Source organism: Enterococcus raffinosus, from assembly GCF_019175485.1.
GTDB classification, from domain to species: domain Bacteria; phylum Bacillota; class Bacilli; order Lactobacillales; family Enterococcaceae; genus Enterococcus_A; species Enterococcus_A raffinosus.
Genome location: NZ_CP072888.1, coordinates 791930 through 815396, shown reverse-complemented (window position 1 = coordinate 815396; position 23467 = coordinate 791930). Strand labels below are relative to the sequence as shown.

Sequence of the window (23467 nt, the reverse complement as noted above, 5' to 3'; positions counted from 1 at the left end):
CTCCTAGTTTATCGTCCCTTTAGTGGATGGAATCTCATCTGGTGCCAATTGATTGATCGCTACGGCTTCTCCCAATGCACGCCCAAATCCCTTAAAGCAAGCCTCCACAATATGATGGCTATTTTTTCCAGCGATTTGATGTAAATGGATCGTCGCACCTAGTTCACGAGCAAAGGCAATGAAAAATTCTTCTACTAGCTCTGTATCAAACTGCTGCCCAATCTTTTCACTAGGAATGTCCAGCTCGACGACTGCCATACCACGACCACTAATATCGATGGCTGACATCACCAATGCTTCATCCATTGGCAACAGCATACTGCCGTAACGTTTGATTCCACGCCGTTCGCCTAGACTTTCTGAAAAAGCCCGACCGATCGCGATGGCGACATCTTCGGTTGTATGATGCGCATCTACTTCAATATCTCCATCACAAACAAGTTCAAGGTCAAAACGGCCATGACGAACAAACAGCTCTAACATATGGTCTAGAAAGCCTACTCCCGTTTTAATCGTTTGCTGTCCGGTACCATCCACAGTCAAAGAAAGCTGGATCTTCGTTTCGGATGTTTTACGTGTTACTTCGGCCTTTCTCATGCTTTCACCTCATTTAGTATTGTTGTCAAGACAGCGATCAGCTGCTCCATCTGCTCTTTCGTTCCTACAGTAATTCGCAAGTAGTCTTTTGTTCGTGGTTGATTGAACCAGCGCACGAGGATTTTCTTCTCTCTTAAAGCCAGAAAAAGACTTTCGCCTGAGAGTTTTGGATGCTTCGCAAATAAGAAATTTCCTTGACTGTCCGTTTGTTCGAATCCTAGCTTGGTTAACTCCTGCTTGCTCCACTCTCTGACCTTGATCGTTTCTTGAACCTTCTGATCCACATACACTTGCTCCTGCAAGACAGCACTACCCGCGGCTTGCGTCAAGCTGTTAACGTTGTATGGATTTAAACTGAAACGCAGTCGATTCAAATCCGCAATTAAATCCGTGTTCCCTATTCCGAAGCCCAAACGCGCTCCCGCCAATTGACGAGATTTCGAAAAGGTTCCTACGACAAATAGATTCTTGTATTGATTAATCAAAGAAACCATTGATTTTCCGCCGAAGTCGATATAAGCTTCATCAACGACCACCAAACGATCTGGATGACGTTCAAGAAAGGCACAAATATCGTTTTGCGGCAAATAGATGCCTGTTGGTGCATTGGGGTTCGCGAAAATGACCGTTCCTTTTAATGCATCGTACTCAGCTAAGTCTAGCGAAAAATCTTCTTTTAACGGAACCACAGTGGATTTCACTTGATACAGTCCACTGTAAACTTGATAAAAACCATAGGTTACATCTGGAAAGGCAATGCCTTTTTCAGTAAAGCCTTGGAAAATGTAAGAGAGGACTTCATCACTGCCGTTGCCTAGAAAAAGCTGCTCCTGCTTCACCCCCAGATATTTTGCTAAAGGCTTTGCGACAGCCTCCACTGCAATATCTGAATAACGATTCAATTTCTGAGCGGCCTCTGCTACTGCTTTTTGAACATTAGGCGCTGGAGGATACGGACTTTCGTTTGTATTTAACTTAATGTATGCTGCTTCATCCACCTGCTCCCCAGGTGTATAAGGCGTTAAATTCTGATACGTTTGATTTAAAAAGCTCATGCATCCTCACCTCTTCGTACCTTCATTGACCGCGCGTGCCCCATTAGATCCTCGGTCTCCGCAAACAATTCTACCGCTGGTCCAACAGCGTTCATCGCCTCTTCTGTGTAATAAAGATAGCTGCTTTTCTTAACAAAATCATCCACTGAAAGCGGAGAGTAAAATCGGGCTGTTCCTTCTGTTGGCAAAGTATGGTTCGGACCGGCAAAATAATCTCCCAATACTTCTGGCGTGTGGTGTCCCAAAAAGACACTGCCGGCATTCTCAACTTTACCTAACAAGGCAAAGGGTTCAGCCACAGACAACTCTAAATGCTCTGGTGCAATTTGATTCGCAATCGACAGTGCTTCATCTAAGTCTTTAACTAAAATAATTTTACCATTATTTTCAATAGCCGCTGCCGCGATTTCTTGTCGAGGCAATACAGCGAGTTGCTGTGCGACTTCTGCTTGAACCTCTTCAATCAAGGCTTCTTCTGTTGTTACTAGAATTGCTTGGGCTAACTTGTCATGCTCTGCCTGTGCCAGAAGATCCGCTGCGATCCAACGAGGATTCGCGCTGTGATCCGCCACAATCAACACATCACTAGGTCCCGCAATCATATCGATATCTACTTCACCGTAGACCATTTTTTTAGCCGTAGCGACATAGATATTACCTGGACCTACGATTTTGTCTACTTTTGGAATGGTCTCTGTTCCGTAAGCAAGTGCAGCGACCCCATGAGCACCTCCGACTTTATAAATCTCATCAACTCCGGCAATGGAAGCAGCCGCTAAAATAGCGGCAGGAACATTGCCTTCGTTATCTGTGGGAGTCACCATGGCAATTTTCTTAACGCCAGCAATTTTTGCTGGCAGTACATCCATTAATACAGTACTAGGATAAGCCGCCGTTCCCCCAGGGACATAAACCCCTACTCGAGCTAACGGAAGGATGCGCTGCCCCATAACTACGCTGCTATCTTCTGTCGAAACAAACCCTTGGCGTACTTGTTTTTGATGAAAGGACCAAATATTTTCTTTTGATTGCTCCATCACCTTTAGTAATTCTGGAGAAACTGCCTTTAATGCTGAATCGATCTCTTCTTGACTGACCGCTAAGGAATCCAAAGCTACATGATCGATTTCTTCGATTATTTGATAAAGCGCTTGATCCCCATCCGTTTGGACACGCTTGATTATTTTTGATACAACATCAGAAACATCGGCAGTTTCAGAATATTTCCGTGCTAAAATCGTTTTTAGTGGCACTTTTTGTGTTGAATAAACTCTCATAGCTGCTTCCTCACCTTCTCGATCACCTTTTGAATTCGTTCCTGTTTAAATCGCCACGTCGCGTTATTAATAATGAAACGAGCAGAAGACGGAGCAATCTCTTGAATTACTTTTAAATCATTCTCCTTCAACGTTGTACCCGTCTCCACAATGTCTACGATCACATCGGATAACCCCAATAGCGGTGCCAGTTCAATTGACCCATGCAGATGAATCAATTCCACGGAACGGCCGAGACCTTCATAAAACTCTCGGGTAATTCGCGGATACTTGGTGGATACTCGCAACGGTCGGGAGAAGTCTTCTTCAAAGTCGTTATGAGCAGCCACGGCCAATCGACATTTTCCCATATGCAAATCAAGGAACTCAATGACTTCGGCCTTACTTTCCAATAAAATATCTTTGCCTACCACACCGATATCCGCCGCACCATGCTCCACGTAGATCGCTACATCACTAGGCTTCACTAAAAAGAAACGCAATTTATTGTCCTCATCGCAAAAAATCAGTTTGCGATTTTCTTCAAAAACGCCTTCTGCTGCCACACCGGCCTTAGTGAACAGCTCATAGACTGCGTCACCCATCCGTCCCTTCGGTAAAGCGATATTCAAATACTCAGAGCTTTGATTATCTGACGGCAATTTCTGCCCCACATGATTTAGTTTCATTCCGAAACCGAGTGCTCCCTGATCCTTTCCTTGACGGCTCATTAAACGATCATAGCGACCACCATATAAAATGGTTTCTCGCGCTTCTTTAATAAAGCCTTGGAATAAAAGGCCGCTATAATAGTCGGCATCATTCATAATAGAGAAATCAATTCGCAAGCGAATCTTGTCGGATAGTTTTTCTTCCTGCAGCGCTGTATATAGTTGTTTCAATTCTTCTAAGCCTGCTTGAGCCTTAGGATACGTCGCTAATAGTTTCTTCGCTCGTTGATATTTCGTTTCAAAATTCCCGGATAGGCGAACCAATTTGGCTAAATTTTCCGATTCCTCTTTAGACAATCCAGCTTTTGCCGTCAGCTCATCCATGCCGTGAGAGCTCTTATCACGTAGACAGTCTAAGACCCTCTGGCGATCCTCCTCTGGAAAACGATCACAGATCCCATTCAAAATCCCCATATGAGAAAGGTCTAACGTCCCTTCACCCACTTGAGCCAAGCTTTCCCAAGCCAATTTTAAAACTTCTAGCTGATCTTCCCAGGTAATGTCGTCAATGATTTCTAAACCGATTTGATAGATTTTTTGGTATTCTCCGGCCTGTCGGTCGTGACGGTACACATCCTCGACATAATAAACTTTTCGTGCTTCACCCGCAGGTGTATTTTTAGCGATCGATAAAGTCACATCCGGCTTTAATGCCATAGTCCGTCCATCATTTCCCGTGAAGGTAATAATAGAAGAATTCCGCAAAAAATTGTAGCTCTGCTGATAATTTCCATATTCTTCAAAGTTATTTAAGTGATAAGGATGAAAATGATGCTGAGTATACAACTTTCTTAGCTTCAATTCGATTTGTTCTTCTGGTCTCAGTACTTCCCATAATTCTTCCACATTATCACTCCTAATTATGTATAGTTTCTATAGAAAAAATCCTCCAATGTGAGGCGACTCCTTTTATGGCTTAAATAAAAAAGAGCGAACCAATTTTCTTTTAACAGCCGCAAACATTAGTGTTTTCTAACAATATTAATTGTTTTGCCATAAATTAGCAATGGTAATCTGTGAAAGAACGCACTTTTTGCTAAAAGTTCGAAAATAAATGAATCAATAATAGAAGAATTTCTTAGATTCTTTTTAGAAACCTATCTGTTTTCTGCTATACTTTTGGTAACTTGATGCAGATTGGAGGAGTGAGAAATGTTTACTAAATTAAAGAAATGGAATCATTCGTTTAAATTATTTATGATTAAAAGGCCTTTCTTGTATACCCTATTTTTACTAGCGATTTTTCTCATTACGCAAATGATCATCAATGTCTATAGAAACGAACCCATACTAGCGAATTTTACCAATAATCTAGCTGTATTTTGGATTCTAATCGTGGGTTATCTCGCCTCTTGGCTATCAAAAAAGCAGGGGAAACAATTTTTGATTTGTTTTCTCTTCACCTTCACTTATTTAATGATTCAAAGTATTCTTGACAAAAGCATCGTAGATTATACTTCCGTGCTTATACTTTTATTCCTAGCTCTTCTGTTAGGCGGTATTTCATGGATGTTAGCTGACACTGTTGCCTCGCGAAAAAAAGAATTGGAGAAATCTGAAGATGAATCAACCAACTCCTAAAAACAGAAAAATCAATAATCAATTATTAGTCCTGTATATATTCTTCGGATCACTGCTATTTGATTGGTCTCATGATCTATTTACAAATGGCTGGTCACTTAAGCCCCTCTTCAATATCACGGCTATTCTATTGTTTTTGATAGCTTCTTACTTGGTTGAAAGGAAAACGAGCTTATCCCCTACAGCACGAGGGCTGTTCTATTTTCTTTACTTTCTGATTATCGGAACAATCGCTTCTGCAATCATCTATAGCAATCAATTAAATGGTCAAATGCTGTTCCTGTATTTATTCCTTTCTTTTGTGGGCACTCTTATTTGGCTATTTGTTTGTAAAAAATTAAGAGCAAAAAAATAACCTGCAACACCCATTAGGTTTTGCAGATTACTCTTCTCTTGGTTTTAGCACGTCTTGCCATTCACTCATTTGATCAATAAACTTCTTGCTTTTTAAGTGCAACCCGATATATTCCTCATAGAGCTGATCCAATGTCTGGCGGATCGCTTTTTTTGTTTCCAGCTTTAAATTGATGGTATTGATGTTTTCGTAGGTGATGCTGTTAAACATTCGAAGAAAATAGATTGCTCGTGGATCGGCATGGTAGCGATGCTGGTCCAAATGCCAATGCTCTTCACAGAGGATCCCATTGTATTTCGAAGAAAAATCAAATGCGCCAGTTCTTTTCCCGCAGACCCCGCAGGCCTGCCAATTCAGAGAAATACCAAAACGCTGCATGATCTGAACTTCGTAGATATTCATGATCGTCTCGCCGTCCGCTCCCTCATTCATCCGCTGCAATGCCTCTCGCGTAAATCCATACAGCGAAGGGTCATACACGTGGTCTTCAATTGCCGCATCTGCTAATCCTAAAATATAGGAGCCATAAGCATTTAAAAAAATGTCTTCCTGCAATTTACGCATAGGTTGAATTTCTTTCGCACTATTCAGGAAAGAAAGCCCCTCTGTTTTCAGATTTCCGATGAACACCGCTTCGGTAAACGGCTGAACGGCTGTCTGTAATGGATTATTGGCTCGGTGGATCCCCTTGGCGAAAAACATGACCTTCCCCGCTGATTCTGTAAATATTTTGATCAGCTTGTCCTTTTCCTTATAATCCCGACTAAATAAAATGATGCCTTTTGTTTCACCAATTTGCGCCACAACTTCACCTCCCATTATTAACTGTTCGACTTACAAAAAGCTCCACGAAAAAAATCGTGAAGCTCCTTTTCTTTAATAATCATCTTTGCGATAGCCATAATCTTGCAGATACGTTTGCTTATCGCGCCAGTCTTTTTGGACTTTCACCCAAAGCTCTAAATAAACTTTGTCTGCTAAAAGGGTTTCGATATCCTTACGGGCCTGAGTACCGATATTTTTCAGCATCTTGCCGCCTTTTCCAATGATAATCCCTTTTTGCCTTGTCCGCTCTACAATAATTGTCGCTTGTATATGGACCTTATCATTTTCATCTCGCTTCATTGATTCTGTAACAACTGCTACAGAGTGAGGCACCTCATCACGGGTCAGACTCAATACTTTTTCACGAATTAATTCAGAAACGATAAAGTATTCCGGATGATCTGTAATTTGATCGTCAGGGAAATATTGCGGACCTTCATCCATTTGATCGACTAAAACTTCTAATAAATGTTCCACATTATTTCCTTCAGTCGCTGAGATCGGGATGATCTCTTTGAAATCCATAATCGTACGATAGTCATCAATGATCGCTAGCAAATCGTCTGGATGGATTGTATCAATCTTATTGATCACTAGGTAAACTGGGACTTCCTGTTGGCTTAAACGCTCCAAGATGAAATCATCTCCGCGTCCACGCTTTTGATCTGCACTCACCATGAATAGAATCGCATCAACTTCACGCAGAGCGCTGTAGGCCATCTCTACCATGTAATCCCCTAAGCGATGTTTTGGCTTATGAATTCCTGGCGTATCAATGAAGACCACCTGTGCCTCAGGAGTCGTATAAACCCCTTGGATTTTATTTCTAGTGGTTTGTGCCTTATCACTCATAATGGCGATTTTTTGTCCTACAATACGATTTAATAAGGTGGATTTTCCAACATTTGGTCGACCAACAATCGCCACAAAGCCTGATTTATGTTCTGTCATATAAAAGTCCTTTCTGAACCTTTGGTAATTACTTTTTTAAAGAAAAAGCTCAATAATTTTTGGTAGGAAGATAATCACACCCACAATAATGGCAAAGACTGACGTCACTAGAACGGCTCCAGCAGCCATATCCTTGATCTTCTTTCCAATCGGATGGAAATGACAATCCGTGACCATATCTACTACATTTTCAAATACAGTATTGATAATCTCAACGATCCAAACTAGAAAGACTGCTAGAAAAATCCACAGCCACTCAAGCACCGATACGCCCAGCAAGAATGCCACCAAAATTGCCATTAGCCCAAAGACTACATGGGCACGCATATTGCGCTCTTCTTGAAAAACTGTCTTAATTCCCTGAATCGCAAATTCCAAAGATGTGACAAAATGCTTGTTTTTTTCCGTTTTATCTTTTAAGTCCATAGGCATCTAATATCTCTTTCTGTAGACCAAACATCTCTTTTTCATCCTCAGGTGTCATATGGTCGTACCCATTGATATGTAAAAAGCCATGTACGACTAGAAACCCTAGTTCACGGTCAAAACTGTGTCCATACTCTTCTGCCTGTTCACGGGCACGTTCTGTTGAAATCATGATATCGCCAAGATTTCGCGGCATCGGATTCTCCTCATCCATAATGATGGGAACTTCATCTTCACCTTCTTCTTCCAAGGCGAAGCTGATTACGTCCGTTGGTGCGTCTTTATCGCGATAATCACGGTTGATCACTTGAATTGCGGCATTGTCCATAAAAGTAACAGACATTTCAGTGTCTTTCGGCAGTTTTAAGTAATCAGCAGCAAATTGCAGTACGCCGTCGATTTCTTGGATTTTTTCATCAGAGACCTGCTCTGTTTCGTCAATAAAAGTAATATCCATTACTCTTCTCCTTTTTTCTCTTGCTCTTCTTTCATCTTCTCAGCCTCTGACTGCATCCGTGGATACTTGATCCTTGAATGGAAGGTCGAGCTTAGTCCGCTGATCAATGATTTTTCAACGATACGAATTTCTTTTAACGTCAAACCGGAGTCATCCAGCTGTCCATCATTGATCCGTTCTTCAATTAAATTATGAACAAATTCAGTGATCTTATCAATTGAAGGGTGATCCATTGCTCGAACGGCCGCTTCACAGCTGTCAGCAATATTTACTACTCCAGCTTCTCGTGTTTGCGGCTTAGGACCTGGATAACGGAACTCTGCTTCAGTTGTTTCAGGATTCCGCTCTTTTGCCTTGAAATAGAAGAATTTCATTAACGTCGTGCCATGGTGTTGATAGCAGATATCGATGACCATTTGAGGCATTTTGTATTCCTTTAAGATCTTTGCCCCTTCGATAACATGACCGAAGATGATTTGCTTGCTATCTTCTGGCAATAAGAAGTTATGCGGATTTTCCGCTCCCGTCGGCAAATTTTCTACGAAGAAATTCGCATGCCGAATTTTACCAATATCATGATAGTAGCAGGCTACTCGTGTTAAAAGTGAACGACCGCCGATCTCGGCTACCGCATTAGCGCTTAAATTAGCCACCATCATTGAATGATGATACGTTCCTGGTGCCTTTTCAAGTAACTCCTTCAACAGCGGATGATTTGGGTTACTTAGTTCATTTAGCGTAATCACACCACTATCTGTCACTAGAATTTCAATATATGGCTGCAAGCCCATCCCCATAATAAAAGATAGGATGCTAGCTGCAAAAGCACCTAACAGTAATCCCCAAGTTTGTGGATCAGTGAAGGACATCCCTTGATAAATACTTAAAATAATCGACCAAATGATTGGAAATGCGACGATCCATAGCATTGCTTGCTTCACTTGATCGGATAGACGTTTTTGCTTAACCATGACTGCCAGCGTACCAGAAAAAAGATAGGTCATTAAGATAACCGGCAGCATATTGGTTCCAATAGCTTTGTAATAAATAAACAACGCAAAGACCGTTTGGAAAACAGCGGATAATGCCCCCGCCCGACGATTAACAAATACAGTCAAGATCAACGGCATAAAGGCTGCTGGGAAAAACAATGCCAGATTGTTCGAAGAAGCTCCTTGAAACGCCTGCAGTATTTTCATAATGAAAACACCGATCGTCATCGTCGCGCTATAAAATAGAATAAAGCGCACACGTTGAAATTCGACTTCAAACTGACGACTATAAAACCATAGCAATACCCCCTGCAAAATCGCTGACAGAATCATCGCAATCAAAGGAAAAATCGAGGTGCCTGAACTAGTCAATCCTAACAGCTTCAACTTATTAATTGCATTAGCATCGATCTGGCTTCCTTCACGGACAATAACTTCCCCTTGATAAATCATTACTGGTTGAACAGAATCACTGGCTTGTTCTTTTAGTTCATCCGTCCGCTTCTGATTTAGCGAATCATTAATAATGATGCCATTTTCAAGCAAATAGCGCATTACTTGATTTGATTCATCTGACAAACCTAATCCTTGAATTTTATCAATGGCCTGCTGTTTATATTCAGCCAGATCGCTCTGTCGGATTCGTTTTGCCATCTGTTCATCTAAAAGCTTCAGACTTTCAGTGCCAACTTTTGTCAATTCCGTCGCGCTTAATTGCACAACCGCCTGATAAAAATCCTCCGGCAGCTGCTGATAAAAGGTAACCGCATCTTGGTCCAAACCTTCAAAATTCTTTTTAACAGCGGCAACACGCTCATCAACCGTTGGCTGAGGAACCTTTTCACCATCCTTGGCCTGCGATACTTTGGTCTGATAATTTTTATCTAAATCGCTATTAGCCTTTTGGATCAACGTAATCAATTGATTGATTCGATCATGCTGCGTTTGAGCCAAATCCGCTTGATACGTATATTCTGGAGTCACAGCTTCTGCAGCCAGCTGCCGCTTCTGATCTGTTTCAGCCTTATTCTCAATCGTCTTATTCGCACGAATACTTTCTGTTGCGACTTGACCTTCTTTGTAGTCAACACTTTTTTGAATGACGCTGGAAAGCATCGTCAAAACTAGTACCAGTGAAAAGACACCTAGAATAATCGGTATAAATTTTGAACCTAATTTTTTCAGCAAGTTATTGATGGGTCGATTTAACATCCAATTCCCTCCTGACTACTTTTCTTGGCGTCGTAGGTTCTCTTGTTCATACGCTTCAATAATCTCCGCAACTACAGGATGTCGGACAACATCCCCTGCCTCAAAGTTCACGAAACGAATCTTCTTAATCCCTTGCAAGGTACGCTCCGCATGAATCAATCCACTGACTTGTCCTCTTGGTAAATCCACCTGAGACGTATCCCCGTTTACAATCATTTTGGAATTAAATCCAAGACGCGTCAAAAACATCTTCATTTGCGAAATTGTCGTATTTTGCGCCTCATCTAAAATAACAAAAGCATCATCCAATGTCCGTCCTCGCATGTATGCAAGCGGCGCAATTTCAATAACGCCACGTTCTAATAAACGGTTCGTGTGCTCCACACCGAATATCTGATGTAAAGCGTCATACATTGGGCGTAGATATGGATCAACTTTTTCCTTTAAATCTCCTGGCAGAAAGCCTAGACTTTCTCCCGCCTCTACCGCAGGGCGTGTCAAAATAATACGCTGTACCTCACCCTTTTTCAAGGCAGCGATTGCCATGACGATTGCTAGATAAGTTTTCCCCGTACCCGCTGGTCCAACACCGAAAACAACATCAGATTTTCGGATAGCTGCAATATATCGGCTTTGTCCAATATTTTTAGGGCGAATCGGTTTTCCATTACGATCCTTTAATAGCTCTTCTTCATACATCATGACAAACTCATCTAGGTGGTTCTCACGTCCAAGACGTAATGCAGTCATTACATCGGGTGTCGCTACCTTGATTCCACGATCAATCAAAATCTGCAATGTTCGAATAATATCTCCAACCAGTTTCGCCTCTTCTTTCGGCCCAATGATTTGGATTGTTTCTCCGCGAGTATTGATTGTCGTTTCCGTATTCTCTTCTAAAAATTTAACGTGTTTATCGTGGGTACCTAAAAGCATACTGATGTCATCTTTTCCATCAAGCTTTATTTCTAACGACTCAAAATCGTTGCTATTCAACAAGCGCTCATCCCTTCATGAATCATTCCTTCTTATAATACCACACTCTAAATAAAAGAAAAATTGTCTAACCTCTAGATAAAGAGAACCTGAGAAACTGGTTATTTAAGCCAAAAAAAGCCGAGAGAAAATTCTCTCGACTCGTTATTGCTTATTTGTTTAGAAGCTCTTTGACGACTGCGTTGACTTGATTGCCGTCGGCTTTGCCTTTGACTTTCGGCATCACTGCCCCCATCACTTTACCAAATTCCTTTGGTGAAGTCGCTCCTGTTGCTGTAATCGCCTCTGAAACAATTGCACGAATCTCTTCTTCTGAAAGTTGAGCCGGCAAATATTTTTCAACAATTACAATTTCCTTTTTGACCTTATCAGCCAAATCGGTGCGATCAGCTTTTTCAAACTCGGATAGAGAATCACGACGTTGTTTCATCTCGCGAGACAATACTGTCAATTCTTCTTCGTCATTTAAATCCTGACCTTTTTTAATCTGCTCATTTTGAATCGAAGCTTTAAGCATCCGGATCACTTGCAAAGTCTCTTTATCTTTTGCTCGCATCGCTTGCTTCATGTCTTCATTCAAGGTAGTAAGTAGTGACAATAGAATCACTCCGTTCACAGACTAGAATTTCTTACGTTTTCTAGCTGCTTCTGATTTTTTCTTACGTTTCACACTTGGTTTTTCATAAAATTCACGTTTGCGAGATTCTTGTAGAGTCCCTGCTTTTGAAACGGAACGTTTGAAGCGACGAAGAGCATCGTCAAGAGATTCATTTTTACGAACCACTGTTTTTGACATATAAATTCCCTCCCTCCGGGCTTGAAATGTAACCGTTTTTGTTATTGAAATGTACTTCCAAACAACAAGACCGTCCATAAGTTATTATATCTAATGGGCTATTTTGAGTCAAGGTACTGAAGAATTTTAATTCTTAATTTATTCATGCAGTTTTTGACATTTCTCACAACGCCCATATAATTCAAAGCGGTGCCCCTCGATTTCGCAGCCATCTAATTGTTCTTTAAAGAAGTTCATTGGACACATATGGATTTCCTTTGTCATCCCGCATACAGTACAAATAAAATGATGATGATGTTCAAAATTTTCACTGCAGCTGAAGCGGAACTTCATCTCTCCTTGCAACTCCGTGTCTTCGATCAAGCCAATTTCACAAAATTCTCTTAAATTGCGATACACTGTATCATAGCTCAACCCAGGAAATTGTTCGTTCAAATAATCATAAACTTCACGAGCCGCAACGTAACGATTGCATTTGATCAAATAATCTAATAACGTTTCACGTTTCTTTGTATACTTAAAGCCATTTTCCTTTACTTTTGCCAAGGCTTTTTCTAATAAAGTCGTTTGTGTCATATTCTCCCTCGTTTCAAAGTGTAATGATTCCGAATAAACAGTATGGTATAATAAATTATTACTGATTGCAAGGGAGTTTTTCTTATGGATAGCGAAAAACAAAATGAGTTAGTCACTATTTTCATCATCTCTGATTCTGCTGGGGAAACAGCCTCTAAGCTGGCGCAAGCCTCAATGGCCCAATACCCAACCGTAGAATTTTGTCTCTTCCGTCGTACCTTTGTGCACACTGAAGAATTATTGATGAAAGCCTTAAATGACGCCAAGGCCGAAAACGGTATGATCATCTATACATTGATCGATCCAAAACTGTCAAAAATTGCGAAAGAATTTTGTGACAATGAAGACCTGTTTACGATGGACTTGTTGAATCCGGTTGTGAGTGAGATCGGCAGACGTGCACAGCTTGAACCAACTGGTGAACGAGGTGCGTTGCATCATCTGAATGAAAATTATTTCAAACGAATCAAAGCAATGGAATTTGCCGTAAAATACGATGATGGAAAAGATCCTCGCGGCTTTTTAGAGGCGGATGTCGTGTTATTAGGCGTATCTAGAACATCAAAAACACCGTTAAGCTTATACTTAGCCAACAAGAATTTAAAGGTCGCAAACTTGCCCTTGATTCCGCAAGCCCATATTCCAAAACAATTGTTTGAAATTGATCCGAAAAAAATTGTCGGCTTAACGAATGATCCTGAAGTATTAATCGGCATTCGTAAAGAACGGATGCGCGCCTATGGGTTAAACCCAGAAACAGCCTATTCGGATCGTGAAAAAATCCAAGCAGAATTGAAATTTGCCAATGATCTTTACCAAAAGCTAGGCTGTGAAATTATTAATGTAGCCACACTCTCTATTGAAGAAACAGCAGCCATGATTATGAGTGCTTTGGATCTTGAAGACCATAGTTATTACTTTATGGAAGAAGAAAGCTGAGATCAAATTGATCTCAGCTTTCTTTCTTTTTGCAGTTCACGGATTCTCTCTAACTGATAAGGCGTCATTTGATACACATCATTCAACCAATTGTGATAAAACAGGTGTGCTTGCGCGCGCCAGTAATTATAGATTTTCCCATTTTCGTAGTAATTTGCTGGTTTTGCCGTATCTATCCCACGATCATGGTCTCGTAAATATTCTTTTTCCAGCGTATCGGTGGCATATTCAAAATGACCCATCAAAAAAACATCGTGTTCATCATCCGATATTAAAATAGCAGACCGTTCTTCTTCATCCTTTGCGATTACTTTGATTTTTCTTTGACGTACTTGTTCTTCATTGATACCGGTATATCGAGACTGCGGCATCCAAAAGCGATCATCAAATCCTCTGAATAAACGAAAATGATGCTCGATGTCCTGCTTATAGATCCCAAATAACTTTTCCTTAAATGGAACCTTCTCAACGCCAAAATGATGGTACAGACCTGCTTGCGCTCCCCAACAGATATGCACGACAGACGTCACTGAAGTTTGGCTCCAATCCATGATCTCAACCAACTCCGGCCAATAGTCTACTTCTTCAAAAGCAAGTTGTTCAACCGGAGCCCCTGTGATAATCAATCCATCATAACAAGTATCCTTTATTTGTGAGAAGTCCAAATAGAATTTGTCGAGATGTGTTTTACTAGTATGTTTGTGCTCATGACTAGCCACTTTTAAAAAATCTACGTCAATTTGTAAGGGGCTTTGGCTAATCAAACGCAGTAAATGAATTTCTGTATCGATTTTATTTGGCATCAAATTTAAGATTAATAGCTTTAATGGACGAATATCCTGATGTTCCGCACGAGAATTGTCAATTGCAAAAATATCCTCCGACTCTAACACCGATTTCGCTGGAAAATCAGGCTCTAAACGAATGGGCATGGTTTATCCCTCCAATTTATCAAAAGCCTGTTGCAGATCAGCGAGAATATCCTTTACATTTTCAATGCCGCAAGATAATCGAACAAGACCTGGTGAAATCCCTGCTTGCTGCAATTCTTCATCCGTCAATTGGCGATGAGTCGAAGTCGCCGGATGCAAAGCACAGGTTCGAATATCTGCCACGTGAACCTCTAACGAAACAAGGTCTAAGGCATCCAGCCATTTTGCAGCCGATTCTTTTCCACCGGAAAATTCAACAGAAATAACTCCGCATAATCCATTTGGTACATACTTTTGTGCCAGCTCATAGTTTTCATCGTTTTCTAAACCAGGATAAAAAACATTCTTAATCGCCTTTTGTTCTGACAAGTATTTCGCTACTGTCATGGCATTTTGATAATGACGATCCATACGAATTGGTAATGTCTCCATACCAAGATTCAATAGGAATGAATTTTGCGGTGACGGCGTGGCACCCAGGTCACGCATTAATTGAACACGAGCTTTGGTGATATAAGCCGCCTGACCAAATTTTTCAGTATAAACAATGCCGTGATACGTTTCATCAGGTTCAGAAAGCTGTGGGAACTTGCCATTGTTCCAATCAAAGGTTCCGCCATCTACGATTACCCCACCTGTTTGCACAGCATGACCATCCAAATACTTAGTTGTACTGTGAATGACAATATCTGCCCCAAAATCAATCGGACGACAAAAATATGGTGTAGCAAAGGTGTTGTCGATAATAAATGGAATATCTAGTTCTTTTGCCACTGTCGCAAATTTTTCCTGATCCAGTACTTTTACAGCCGGATTCGCAATCGTTTCGCCGAAAATCGCTTTAGTATTTGGTTTTGCCGCCTTCAGTATTTCTTCTTTTGAAGCGTCTTGATCAATAAAGGTCACTTCGATGCCCATTTTTCTGAAGGTGTGAGCGAACAAATTATAGGTGCCGCCGTAAATATAGCTGGACGAAATCAAATGATCTCCCGCTTCTAAAATATTCAACACTGCATAAAAAGTTGCCGCTTGACCGGAGGATGTACATAGAGCACCCACACCGCCCTCTAGCGCAGCAATCTTCTCTTCTACGGCACCAGTCGTTGGGTTCGCTAATCGTGTGTAAAAATAGCCTGCTTCTTCCAAATCAAACAACTTTCCAATTTCATCAGTAGAATCATAGGCATAGGTCGTACTTTGGACAATCGGTAATACCCGCGGCCCTCCATTTTCTGGCTGATACCCAGCATGTAAACATTTTGTTTCAAATTCCATTACTCTTCCTCCTCATTTGAAATAATATAGTCAATAAATAAAGCTTAAATTAAACGTGATTGGGTGATACAAATATGATTCCACTAACCTGCTAAAGCAGGAAGTGCAACTCGCAGTCGACTCAATATTCAGAGGGTCTATAAATTTCTGACAAAATTTATTCTTAGCCTCGTCGAACTATCATTCTACTAAACAGCCTATTCAACAATTTCAATAACTGTTGAGTCCTCCAGCTCAAATAACATGAACTGCAAAAGTAGAACTGACAGCTAGCTCGATTTAGAAGAACTATTTTTTTCAAAGAGCAGAAAAAAATAGTTTTATTCTCATACAAATATGATTCCACTAATCTGCTAAAGCTCACAGTCGACTCAAGATTCAGAGGGACTATAAATTTCTAACAAAATTTATCCTTAGCTTCGTCGAACTATCATTCTACTAAACATTCTGTTCAATAATTTCAATAACTATTGAGTTCTCCAGCTCAAACAACGTGAACTGCAAAAGTAGAACTGACAGCTAGCTCGATTTAGAAGAACTATTTTTTTCAAAGAGCAGAAAAAAATAGTTTTATTCTCATACGCATACGATTCCACTAACCTGCTAAAGCAGGAAGTGCAACTCGCAAAAACTCCCGTCTTTTCATATCTGAAAGGACGGGAGTGCCGTGGTACCACCTTAATTTATCAGTCCCTCACAAGACTGAACTTTTGTCGTATTGCTACGAACTGCTATAACGGGCATTCCCGTGTCATATGACAATTGCTCCAAGGCCATCTTCCAACGAATCGCTGCTGCTTCTTCTCAGTTAACGAAGCTCTCTGTCAAGTCCGATCTGCTGTACTCTTCTCTTCTACGCAATTAAAATATTTGAACGCCTTCTTTTTCGACTGAAAGCACATCAATTAGTGCTTCATGGTCAAATGCCTTTAAAGTTTTCACCAATTTTTCTGTATTTTCAGGCGGTGTTAAAACAAGCACCGTTGGGCCCGCACCACTTAAAAAGCTGCCATATCCACCATAAGCTTTGCAAAACTCACGGATTTTTTTCAAATGAGGCACGAGATGCTGGCGATGACTCTCATGCAAAATATCTCGTTCCATCATCTTTCCAGCTAATGGCAAATTACCATTTAGAACAGCCGCAATCATCACATTCCCGATTGAGCTGGCTTTGACAGCATCGCGATAAGACATTTCCTTTGGTAAAACCGCACGACTTTCCGAAGTCAATAACTCGTGATTTGGAATAAAGGCAATTACATCACAATCAGGAAATGTATGTTTTACAAAATTCACCTCATTGTTGTTATAGCTCGCAACGACAAAATCGCCACAGATTGCTGGTGCGACATTGTCTGGGTGTCCTTCGATTTTTGTTGCATAGGACACTTTTTGCTGTGGCGTCATTCCTAAATTCCCTAACCGATTGGCTAGTTCGATGCCGGCTACTACAACGGAGGAACTGCTCCCTAATCCACGAGCGATAGGAATATCTGAAGTCATAGTAATTTTATGCGGCGTTAGCTTAGGAGCCAAATCTAAGGCTGTTTGGATTAACAGATTTTTTTCATCTGAAGGAATGGCACTTCCTAATTGATGATCAATCTGCCACTGTTTTGTTTCAGGACCTATATCAATAGTCAAATATTGTGACAACGCGATCCCGCAGGAATCAAAGCCGGGACCTAAATTGGCACTCGTTGCTGGGACGCGGATTTTCATAGTGCGGCCACTCCTTCACGTAAGTGTCGGCGCATATCCTCCAAATCACTCATCTTGTTAATCTTAATATCTGTTTCATTGATTGCCGTATCCGGATCTTTCAATCCATTTCCAGTGAAGACCGTTACCACCGTCTCACCTGGTTTGATTCGGCCATTTTTCACATGTTGGATTACCCCGGCAAGAGAAGCTGCAGAGCCTGGCTCAACAAATACGCCTTCTTGGGCTGCAACCTTTCGATAAGCATTAAGAATTTCTTCGTCTGTCACTGAATCGATATAGCCTTTGGATTCATCTCGAGCAGCTTCAGCCAGTTTCCAGCTAGCAGGATTTCCAATACGAATGGCAGTCGCTACTGTTTCTGGTGCTTCGATAACCTCACCTTTTACAATCGCTGCGGCTCCCTCTGCCTCAAATCCATGCATACGTGGCAACGTTGTCCCTTTTTTCTCATGCCATTCTTTGAACCCTTTCCAATACGCAGAAATATTTCCAGCATTCCCGACAGGAATCGACAAAACATCTGGCGCTTGTTCCAATTGTTCACAGATTTCAAAAGCAGCCGTTTTTTGTCCTTCCAAACGGTAAGGATTTACCGAGTTTACTAAAGCCACTGCTTCAGTTTCAGCAATATCACGTACGGCTTTTAACGCCTCATCAAAGTTTCCGGGAATTGAGATAATATCCGCACCATAGGCAATCGCTTGAGCTAATTTACCCATAGCGATTTTTCCGTCTGGAATTACGACATATGCTTTAATACCAGCACGCGTTGCGTAGGCGGCAGCAGCAGCACTTGTATTTCCCGTTGATGCACAAATAATCGCTTTTGCTCCATCTTCTACCGCTTTCGCTACAGCCATCACCATGCCCCGATCTTTAAATGAGCCTGTGGGGTTTAAACCTTCGTACTTCCCATACAAAGTAATTCCCAACTCTTTTGAAAGATTCTTTAAAGGAATCAACGGTGTATTTCCTTCTGCTAAGGCAATTTGAGGTGTCTTATCTGTAATTGGTAAATACTCTTTATATTGTTTTAATAGACCTTCGTACATGCTTATTCCCCCATAACTTTCATCAATGATATCAATTTGTAGCTGGTTTTTTCTTTAATTTCCTTTTGAACGGTATTCATCTTTGTCTCTGATGTTTCATGTGTGATCAAGACAACCCGTGCAGTCTCACCATCACCTTTTTCCTGAACGACTTGTTCAAATCCTACTTTTGTCTCTGTCATGATCTCAGCCAGCTTCAAGAATTGACCCGGCTCATCTGGCATTTCTAAAGATAAAAAGTATTTACTGATATTGTCACTCGGTGATGTTAATTTCGTTGGTTGGGTATAGCCAGTAAAACGATGCCCTACAGTATTCTTTTTCATCTTATTCACAATCGTCATCAAATCAGCCACAATGCTGGTCGCCGTAGGACGTGCACCAGCACCTGGTCCATAATACATAGATTCGCCAATCCCTGAACTTTTAACAAAAACAGCGTTCATCTCATTGTGAATAGAAGCAAGTGGATGCTCATGCGGAACTAAAATAGGACCGACTTCAACTGAAATCGTATCGTCCTTTTTGATTGTCGATCCAATAAGCTTGATCGTATAACCAAGCTGATCAGCTAAAGTAACATCTTCAGCGGCCAAACCGCGAATTCCCTTGATCTTAACTTGATCCATCGTAATAGACATCCCAAATGCAAACTTACTTAAAATGACCATTTTATAAGCAGCATCAATTCCGTCCACATCATTTGTTGGATCACTTTCTGCAAAGCCAAGCTCTTGCGCTTCCTTCAAGGTTTCATCATAAGTGCGTTGCTCCTGCACCATTTTCGTCAACATGTAATTGGTCGTTCCATTGACGATACCTAGAACTTCGGTAATATCATCTGCAGCCAAACTATTAGCAATCGTTCGTAAGATCGGAATCCCACCAGCAACACTGGCTTCATAATACAAATTCCGTTGCTGCTCTCGTGCAAGATTTACCAATTCACTGCCATGCTGCGCCAATAAATCCTTGTTTGCGGTCACAACATTTTTCCCCGCCAATAACGCTTTTTTAATGAAGGTCTTAGCCGGCTCGATACGACCCATTACCTCCACAACAATGGAAATTTCAGGATCATTTAGAATAGAATCGAGCTCAGTAACCAATTCCAAATCATATTTCTCTGCTAAGGCGCTTTTATCTTCCTCTGGTCGGATCAAGGCTTTTGTTACAACCAAGGGACCGCCGATACTTTTTTCAATTTTATCTCGATGATCTGACAAAATTTCCAAGACACCAGTACCTACTACACCTAAACCTAATAGACCTACCTTGACTGCTTTTTCCATAATCCGCCTCCACTAAATTACATTCGTATTAAAAGTAATTTCATCATATTCTAATAGTTAGCTATCAGTATAACAAAATTTCTGCAAAAAAAAAGAGCTTTTCCAAAAATTTTGGAAAAGCTCTTTTTTATTGGTGCAGGACGTGTCGGAAGGTTTGCTCTAAAACATCAAGGACGTGTTGATCATCCAGACTGTAGAGCATAGCCTTGCCGTCACGACGCGCTTTGACTAAACGGTTGTCACGTAATAATTTTAATTGATGAGAAACAGCAGATTGTTCCATTGCTAGCGTATCGCTGATTGATGAAACATTCCGCTCTCCCTCTTTTAGAAACATCAAAATTTTTAACCGTGTCGGGTCACTCAAAATTTTAAAAAATTGGCTGACCGCTTGAAATTCTTCGTGTTCCTTCATTTATAGCCCTCATTTACTCTATTCGGCAATTTTGCGGATCGCTTTTTCATAAGTTGCAATTTTTTCTGCAGCGGCATCATGGGAGTCGCCTTTTACACCGATATAGAATTTGATTTTTGGTTCTGTACCAGAAGGTCGAACGGCAATCCAAGTTTCATCTGCCAATGTGTATTTCAAGACATCTGAAGCTGGCATATCGATCGCGGTTTCATTTCCTTCAGCGTCAATAGCTTTAGACACTTTGAAGTCTTCAGTCAGGGTAACTGCGACATCTGCGAATGCTTTTGGTGCCTCGTTACGTAAACTACCCATAATCGTTTTGATTTGTTCAGCTCCCTCAGCACCGCTCAAGGTAACAGAGATGGTTTTTTCTGCATAATACCCGTACTCTTCAAAAATATCCTGTAAGCCGTCATATAAAGTTTTACCCTGTTTTTTATAGTAAGCTGCTACTTCAGCTAGTAGCACTAATGCTTGAATCGCATCTTTATCGCGGACAAAAGACTTAATCAAATAGCCATAGCTTTCTTCAAAGCCAAACATGAATGTTTGCGAGTTGTCATCTTCATATTGTTGGATTTTTTCAGCGATAAACTTGAATCCAGTCAGCACATCTACCATCTTCACGTTATAAGAATCCGCGATGGTTGTCGCTAATTCACTTGATACGATTGATTTTAAAACAACTGCATTAGCTGGTAAAGTTCCCGCTTGTTTATGTGCCTCTAAAATATAACGAATCATAATCGCGCCGATTTGATTTCCTGTCAATACTTGATAACGGCCATCAGGCAAACGAACAGCAGCGCCTAGTCGATCGGCATCAGGATCCGTTGCGATCAACAAGTCAGCCCCTTCTTGTTCTCCTAGCTTAATGGCATATTCAAAGGCTGAATGTTCTTCTGGATTTGGTGATTTTACTGTAGAGAAATCTGGATCAGCGATTGCTTGTTCTGGTACTAAAACAAATTTTTCGAAACCTGCTTGCTTCAAGGCTTTTTCACCCAACATTTTCCCAGTACCATGTAATGGCGTGTAAACTAATTTTAGTTCTTTGCCCATTTCATCAATCAATTCTTGGTTGATGGTTACTGATTTGATCTCTTTCAAGTATTCTGAGTCCACTTCATCACCAATAATATTGATCAGTCCGCTGTGTTCAACCTCTTCATCCGCTAAAACTTCAACTTCTAATGGGTTTTCTACAGCACGTACAAACTTCGTCAATGCATCTGCATCTTCTGGCGGCATTTGCCCACCATCTTCGCCATAGACTTTATAGCCGTTATATTCTGCTGGGTTGTGAGAGGCCGTAATCATAATTCCTGTAAAGGCATTTTCAAAACGAACAGCAAAAGACAACTCTGGTGTTGGACGTAAACTTTCAAATACAAATGATGGAATATCGTGTTTGGCTAATGTTTTTGCCGCTTCCATCGCGAACTCTGGTGACATGTGGCGTGAATCATACGCAATTGCTACACCACGACGTTTAGTCTCGGGATCTTGTGTATCCATAAAACGCGCCAATCCTTCAGTTGCTTGACGAATAGTAAAAATATTCATCCGATTGACACCTGGACCTAATACTCCGCGCATCCCTGCCGTTCCAAATTCTAGTTGTTTATAAAACGCATCTTTTTTCAACTCTGGGTCTTTACCTAGGTCTTGTAATTCTTTACGCATTTTTTCATCTAATTTATCTGAATCAATCCATTGCTCATAAACTTGTTCCCAAGACATGAAACACACCTCTTTCAAATTTTTCTTACCATTTAAGTATACCATTACTGTTATATTCGGCAAAGAAAACTTGCATTTGGTCGTGCCTAAAAGCCCGTATTTTTTCTAAAAAAGAGGAAGACACGATTGGCCTTCCTCTCCCTGATTAATTTTGTGCTTCGATGTACTTATAAACTTGTTGTCCAGCGATTCCACCTTCACCGACAGCAGTCGTGATTTGGCGTAAATCTTTTTCACGGGCGTCACCAATAGCAAAGACACCAGGAATTTTTGTCTTCATTTCATGATCGGTTTCAATCCAGCCAGCGGCATTTGTAATCCCGCTATTCTTAAATGGCTCAGTTAGTGGTTCCAAACCAACATAAATAAAAGCGCCATCTGCAGGTTCTAAATGAACCTCTCCAGTTTTCACATTGCGGATTTGAGCCCCTGTAACAACCATGTCGTTGCCGACGATTTCATCCACTACACTATCCCAAATAAATGAAATTTTCTCATTAGCAAAGGCACGATCTTGAATAATCTTTTGCGCCCGTAACTCATCGCGGCGATGTACAATGACCACCTCAGAAGCAAAACGAGTTAAATAAATCGCTTCTTCAACTGCTGAGTCCCCTCCACCGACAACAATCAAGCGTTTATTGCGGAAAAATGCACCATCACAAACTGCACAATAAGAAACTCCTCGTCCTGCAAAGGATTCTTCTCCTGGCACACCTAATTTACGATGGACACACCCTGTTGCAACAATGATGGTCTTGGCTTGATAGCTTTTATCTTCAGTAATTACTTCTTTGTAGTCTCCATGATCCTTGATGTCCTGAACGATTCCATAAGCATTCTCTGTACCGAATTTCGTGACACCATCATACATTTTCATTGCAAGCTCAGGTCCCATGATTGATTCAAAACCAGGATAATTTTCAACTTCAGCGGTATTGTTCATTTGTCCGCCTGGTGCGCCACGTTCAATCAAAAGAACTTTTAAGTTTGAGCGTGAAGCGTATAAGGCTGCGGTCATCCCTGCTGGACCCGCACCGATAACTATTACATCATACATTCAGTCATTCCCCCATTCGGCTTAACTTTACATCCAAGTGTTTATTCTGTCGACAAATCTGCTTACTAAATGTAACCTTCCTTATTTTCTTCATAATAAGGCTTGGGAAATTCTCACATTTATTATGCTGACTCATTGTCGAGATTTTTGAATGATACCTGATACACCTCTCTGAAGACATCAGGTCAAAAAAGAAGGGCAATCATCCTGCGACGATTGTCCTTG

24 protein-coding genes are annotated in these 23467 nt (G+C 41.0%); 3 read left to right on the top strand and 21 right to left on the bottom strand.

The features are described 5' to 3' along the window. Nucleotides 1-3 precede the first annotated feature (3 nt). The 4 genes from hisB to hisG are packed head-to-tail and all read right to left on the bottom strand — an operon-like array spanning nt 4 to nt 4485. Complete coding sequence (hisB, locus tag J9537_RS04030; protein WP_218256803.1) at nt 4-597, bottom strand: imidazoleglycerol-phosphate dehydratase HisB; 594 nt, start codon at nt 595-597, stop codon at nt 4-6. Further along, the gene (gene hisC, locus J9537_RS04025) at nt 594-1652 is read right to left on the bottom strand and encodes a histidinol-phosphate transaminase (protein ID WP_218256802.1); all 1059 of its coding nucleotides are present in this window, start codon (nt 1650-1652) and stop codon (nt 594-596) included. Before hisC ends, hisB begins: the two co-directional genes overlap by 4 nt. Further along, a complete protein-coding gene (gene hisD, locus J9537_RS04020; RefSeq protein ID WP_218256801.1) occupies nt 1649-2929 on the bottom strand; it encodes a histidinol dehydrogenase in 1281 nt (426 codons plus the stop codon). Before hisD ends, hisC begins: the two co-directional genes overlap by 4 nt. Continuing rightward, nucleotides 2926-4485 carry an ATP phosphoribosyltransferase gene (hisG, locus tag J9537_RS04015; RefSeq protein ID WP_010746665.1) on the bottom strand — a complete coding sequence of 520 codons (1560 nt, stop codon included), beginning with the start codon at nt 4483-4485 and terminating at the stop codon, nt 2926-2928. The genes hisD and hisG overlap by 4 nt, the downstream gene beginning before the upstream one ends. A 306-nt stretch (nt 4486-4791) precedes the next feature. Between hisG and J9537_RS04010 the strand changes: the two genes are divergently transcribed. After that, nucleotides 4792-5220: a hypothetical protein gene (locus J9537_RS04010; RefSeq protein ID WP_218256800.1), complete on the top strand. Its 429-nt coding sequence runs from the start codon at nt 4792-4794 to the stop codon at nt 5218-5220. After that, complete coding sequence (locus tag J9537_RS04005; protein WP_218256799.1) at nt 5201-5575, top strand: hypothetical protein; 375 nt, start codon at nt 5201-5203, stop codon at nt 5573-5575. Before J9537_RS04010 ends, J9537_RS04005 begins: the two co-directional genes overlap by 20 nt. Nucleotides 5576-5602: 27 nt before the next feature. Here J9537_RS04005 and recO read toward each other — a convergent pair whose 3' ends face one another. The 9 genes from recO to J9537_RS03960 form a co-directional block, all read right to left on the bottom strand. After that, complete coding sequence (gene recO / locus J9537_RS04000) at nt 5603-6379, bottom strand: DNA repair protein RecO (RefSeq protein ID WP_245001286.1); 777 nt, start codon at nt 6377-6379, stop codon at nt 5603-5605. A 72-nt stretch (nt 6380-6451) separates the two neighbouring features. After that, entirely contained in the window at nt 6452-7351 is a 900-nt protein-coding gene (era, locus tag J9537_RS03995; protein WP_218256797.1) for a GTPase Era, read from the bottom strand. 36 nt (nt 7352-7387) lie between these two features. Beyond that, complete coding sequence (locus tag J9537_RS03990; RefSeq protein WP_010746670.1) at nt 7388-7783, bottom strand: diacylglycerol kinase family protein; 396 nt, start codon at nt 7781-7783, stop codon at nt 7388-7390. After that, entirely contained in the window at nt 7761-8234 is a 474-nt protein-coding gene (ybeY, locus tag J9537_RS03985; RefSeq protein WP_218256796.1) for an rRNA maturation RNase YbeY, read from the bottom strand. The genes J9537_RS03990 and ybeY overlap by 23 nt, the downstream gene beginning before the upstream one ends. Continuing rightward, nucleotides 8234-10438 (bottom strand): HD family phosphohydrolase, encoded by a 2205-nt coding sequence (locus J9537_RS03980; protein ID WP_218256795.1) that lies wholly within the window; start codon nt 10436-10438, stop codon nt 8234-8236. The genes ybeY and J9537_RS03980 overlap by 1 nt, the downstream gene beginning before the upstream one ends. A 15-nt stretch (nt 10439-10453) precedes the next feature. Beyond that, on the bottom strand, nt 10454-11374 hold the full coding sequence (locus J9537_RS03975; RefSeq protein ID WP_051095960.1) for a PhoH family protein: 921 nt from the start codon (nt 11372-11374) through the stop codon (nt 10454-10456). 211 nt (nt 11375-11585) lie between these two features. Next, nucleotides 11586-12032 carry a GatB/YqeY domain-containing protein gene (locus tag J9537_RS03970; protein ID WP_010746674.1) on the bottom strand — a complete coding sequence of 149 codons (447 nt, stop codon included), beginning with the start codon at nt 12030-12032 and terminating at the stop codon, nt 11586-11588. A gap of 21 nt (nt 12033-12053) precedes the next feature. Beyond that, nucleotides 12054-12230, bottom strand: a complete 177-nt coding sequence (gene rpsU, locus J9537_RS03965; protein ID WP_002356740.1) for a 30S ribosomal protein S21 — start codon at nt 12228-12230, stop codon at nt 12054-12056. A gap of 138 nt (nt 12231-12368) precedes the next feature. After that, complete coding sequence (locus tag J9537_RS03960; protein WP_028020179.1) at nt 12369-12806, bottom strand: Fur family transcriptional regulator; 438 nt, start codon at nt 12804-12806, stop codon at nt 12369-12371. 84 nt (nt 12807-12890) lie between these two features. Between J9537_RS03960 and J9537_RS03955 the strand changes: the two genes are divergently transcribed. After that, nucleotides 12891-13745 carry a pyruvate, water dikinase regulatory protein gene (locus tag J9537_RS03955; protein WP_010746676.1) on the top strand — a complete coding sequence of 285 codons (855 nt, stop codon included), beginning with the start codon at nt 12891-12893 and terminating at the stop codon, nt 13743-13745. 2 nt (nt 13746-13747) lie between these two features. Here the strand turns inward: J9537_RS03955 and J9537_RS03950 are convergent, their stop codons facing one another. The 8 genes from J9537_RS03950 to trxB all read right to left on the bottom strand — a co-directional run bounded on the left by J9537_RS03950 (nt 13748) and on the right by trxB (nt 23242). After that, on the bottom strand, nt 13748-14677 hold the full coding sequence (locus J9537_RS03950; protein WP_010746677.1) for a homoserine O-succinyltransferase: 930 nt from the start codon (nt 14675-14677) through the stop codon (nt 13748-13750). Nucleotides 14678-14680: 3 nt separating this feature from the next. Next, nucleotides 14681-15952, bottom strand: coding sequence for an O-acetylhomoserine aminocarboxypropyltransferase/cysteine synthase family protein (locus tag J9537_RS03945; RefSeq protein ID WP_010746678.1), 1272 nt, complete (start codon nt 15950-15952; stop codon nt 14681-14683). A gap of 861 nt (nt 15953-16813) precedes the next feature. Next, nucleotides 16814-17677, bottom strand: a complete 864-nt coding sequence (gene thrB, locus J9537_RS03940; RefSeq protein ID WP_218256794.1) for a homoserine kinase — start codon at nt 17675-17677, stop codon at nt 16814-16816. Beyond that, nucleotides 17674-18732 carry a threonine synthase gene (gene thrC / locus J9537_RS03935; protein ID WP_218256793.1) on the bottom strand — a complete coding sequence of 353 codons (1059 nt, stop codon included), beginning with the start codon at nt 18730-18732 and terminating at the stop codon, nt 17674-17676. The genes thrB and thrC overlap by 4 nt, the downstream gene beginning before the upstream one ends. A 2-nt stretch (nt 18733-18734) precedes the next feature. Then, complete coding sequence (locus J9537_RS03930) at nt 18735-20024, bottom strand: homoserine dehydrogenase (RefSeq protein WP_218256792.1); 1290 nt, start codon at nt 20022-20024, stop codon at nt 18735-18737. A gap of 127 nt (nt 20025-20151) precedes the next feature. After that, complete coding sequence (locus J9537_RS03925; RefSeq protein WP_010746682.1) at nt 20152-20439, bottom strand: ArsR/SmtB family transcription factor; 288 nt, start codon at nt 20437-20439, stop codon at nt 20152-20154. Nucleotides 20440-20457: 18 nt separating this feature from the next. Then, entirely contained in the window at nt 20458-22182 is a 1725-nt protein-coding gene (locus J9537_RS03920) for a phospho-sugar mutase (protein WP_218256791.1), read from the bottom strand. 145 nt (nt 22183-22327) lie between these two features. Beyond that, nucleotides 22328-23242 (bottom strand): thioredoxin-disulfide reductase, encoded by a 915-nt coding sequence (trxB, locus tag J9537_RS03915; RefSeq protein WP_010746684.1) that lies wholly within the window; start codon nt 23240-23242, stop codon nt 22328-22330. Nucleotides 23243-23467: the final 225 nt, after the last annotated feature.

Bases quoted from the DNA above. Each gene is read 5' to 3' on its own strand.
- J9537_RS04005 (WP_218256799.1), top strand. From the start codon at position 5,201: ATGAATCAACCAACTCCTAAAAACAGAAAAATCAATAATCAATTATTA.
- J9537_RS03950 (WP_010746677.1), bottom strand. From the start codon at position 14,677: ATGCCCATTCGTTTAGAGCCTGATTTTCCAGCGAAATCGGTGTTAGAG.
- hisC (WP_218256802.1), bottom strand. From the start codon at position 1,652: ATGAGCTTTTTAAATCAAACGTATCAGAATTTAACGCCTTATACACCT.
- thrC (WP_218256793.1), bottom strand. From the start codon at position 18,732: ATGTACGAAGGTCTATTAAAACAATATAAAGAGTATTTACCAATTACA.
- J9537_RS03955 (WP_010746676.1), top strand. From the start codon at position 12,891: ATGGATAGCGAAAAACAAAATGAGTTAGTCACTATTTTCATCATCTCT.
- trxB (WP_010746684.1), bottom strand. From the start codon at position 23,242: ATGTATGATGTAATAGTTATCGGTGCGGGTCCAGCAGGGATGACCGCA.
- hisD (WP_218256801.1), bottom strand. From the start codon at position 2,929: ATGAGAGTTTATTCAACACAAAAAGTGCCACTAAAAACGATTTTAGCA.
- thrB (WP_218256794.1), bottom strand. From the start codon at position 17,677: ATGAAAATCCGCGTCCCAGCAACGAGTGCCAATTTAGGTCCCGGCTTT.
- J9537_RS03980 (WP_218256795.1), bottom strand. From the start codon at position 10,438: ATGTTAAATCGACCCATCAATAACTTGCTGAAAAAATTAGGTTCAAAA.
- J9537_RS03960 (WP_028020179.1), bottom strand. From the start codon at position 12,806: ATGACACAAACGACTTTATTAGAAAAAGCCTTGGCAAAAGTAAAGGAA.
- J9537_RS03990 (WP_010746670.1), bottom strand. From the start codon at position 7,783: ATGCCTATGGACTTAAAAGATAAAACGGAAAAAAACAAGCATTTTGTC.
- J9537_RS03930 (WP_218256792.1), bottom strand. From the start codon at position 20,024: ATGGAAAAAGCAGTCAAGGTAGGTCTATTAGGTTTAGGTGTAGTAGGT.
- era (WP_218256797.1), bottom strand. From the start codon at position 7,351: ATGACAGAACATAAATCAGGCTTTGTGGCGATTGTTGGTCGACCAAAT.
- hisB (WP_218256803.1), bottom strand. From the start codon at position 597: ATGAGAAAGGCCGAAGTAACACGTAAAACATCCGAAACGAAGATCCAG.
- rpsU (WP_002356740.1), bottom strand. From the start codon at position 12,230: ATGTCAAAAACAGTGGTTCGTAAAAATGAATCTCTTGACGATGCTCTT.
- ybeY (WP_218256796.1), bottom strand. From the start codon at position 8,234: ATGGATATTACTTTTATTGACGAAACAGAGCAGGTCTCTGATGAAAAA.
- J9537_RS03920 (WP_218256791.1), bottom strand. From the start codon at position 22,182: ATGTCTTGGGAACAAGTTTATGAGCAATGGATTGATTCAGATAAATTA.
- J9537_RS03925 (WP_010746682.1), bottom strand. From the start codon at position 20,439: ATGAAGGAACACGAAGAATTTCAAGCGGTCAGCCAATTTTTTAAAATT.
- J9537_RS03945 (WP_010746678.1), bottom strand. From the start codon at position 15,952: ATGGAATTTGAAACAAAATGTTTACATGCTGGGTATCAGCCAGAAAAT.
- J9537_RS04010 (WP_218256800.1), top strand. From the start codon at position 4,792: ATGTTTACTAAATTAAAGAAATGGAATCATTCGTTTAAATTATTTATG.
- J9537_RS03975 (WP_051095960.1), bottom strand. From the start codon at position 11,374: ATGCTTTTAGGTACCCACGATAAACACGTTAAATTTTTAGAAGAGAAT.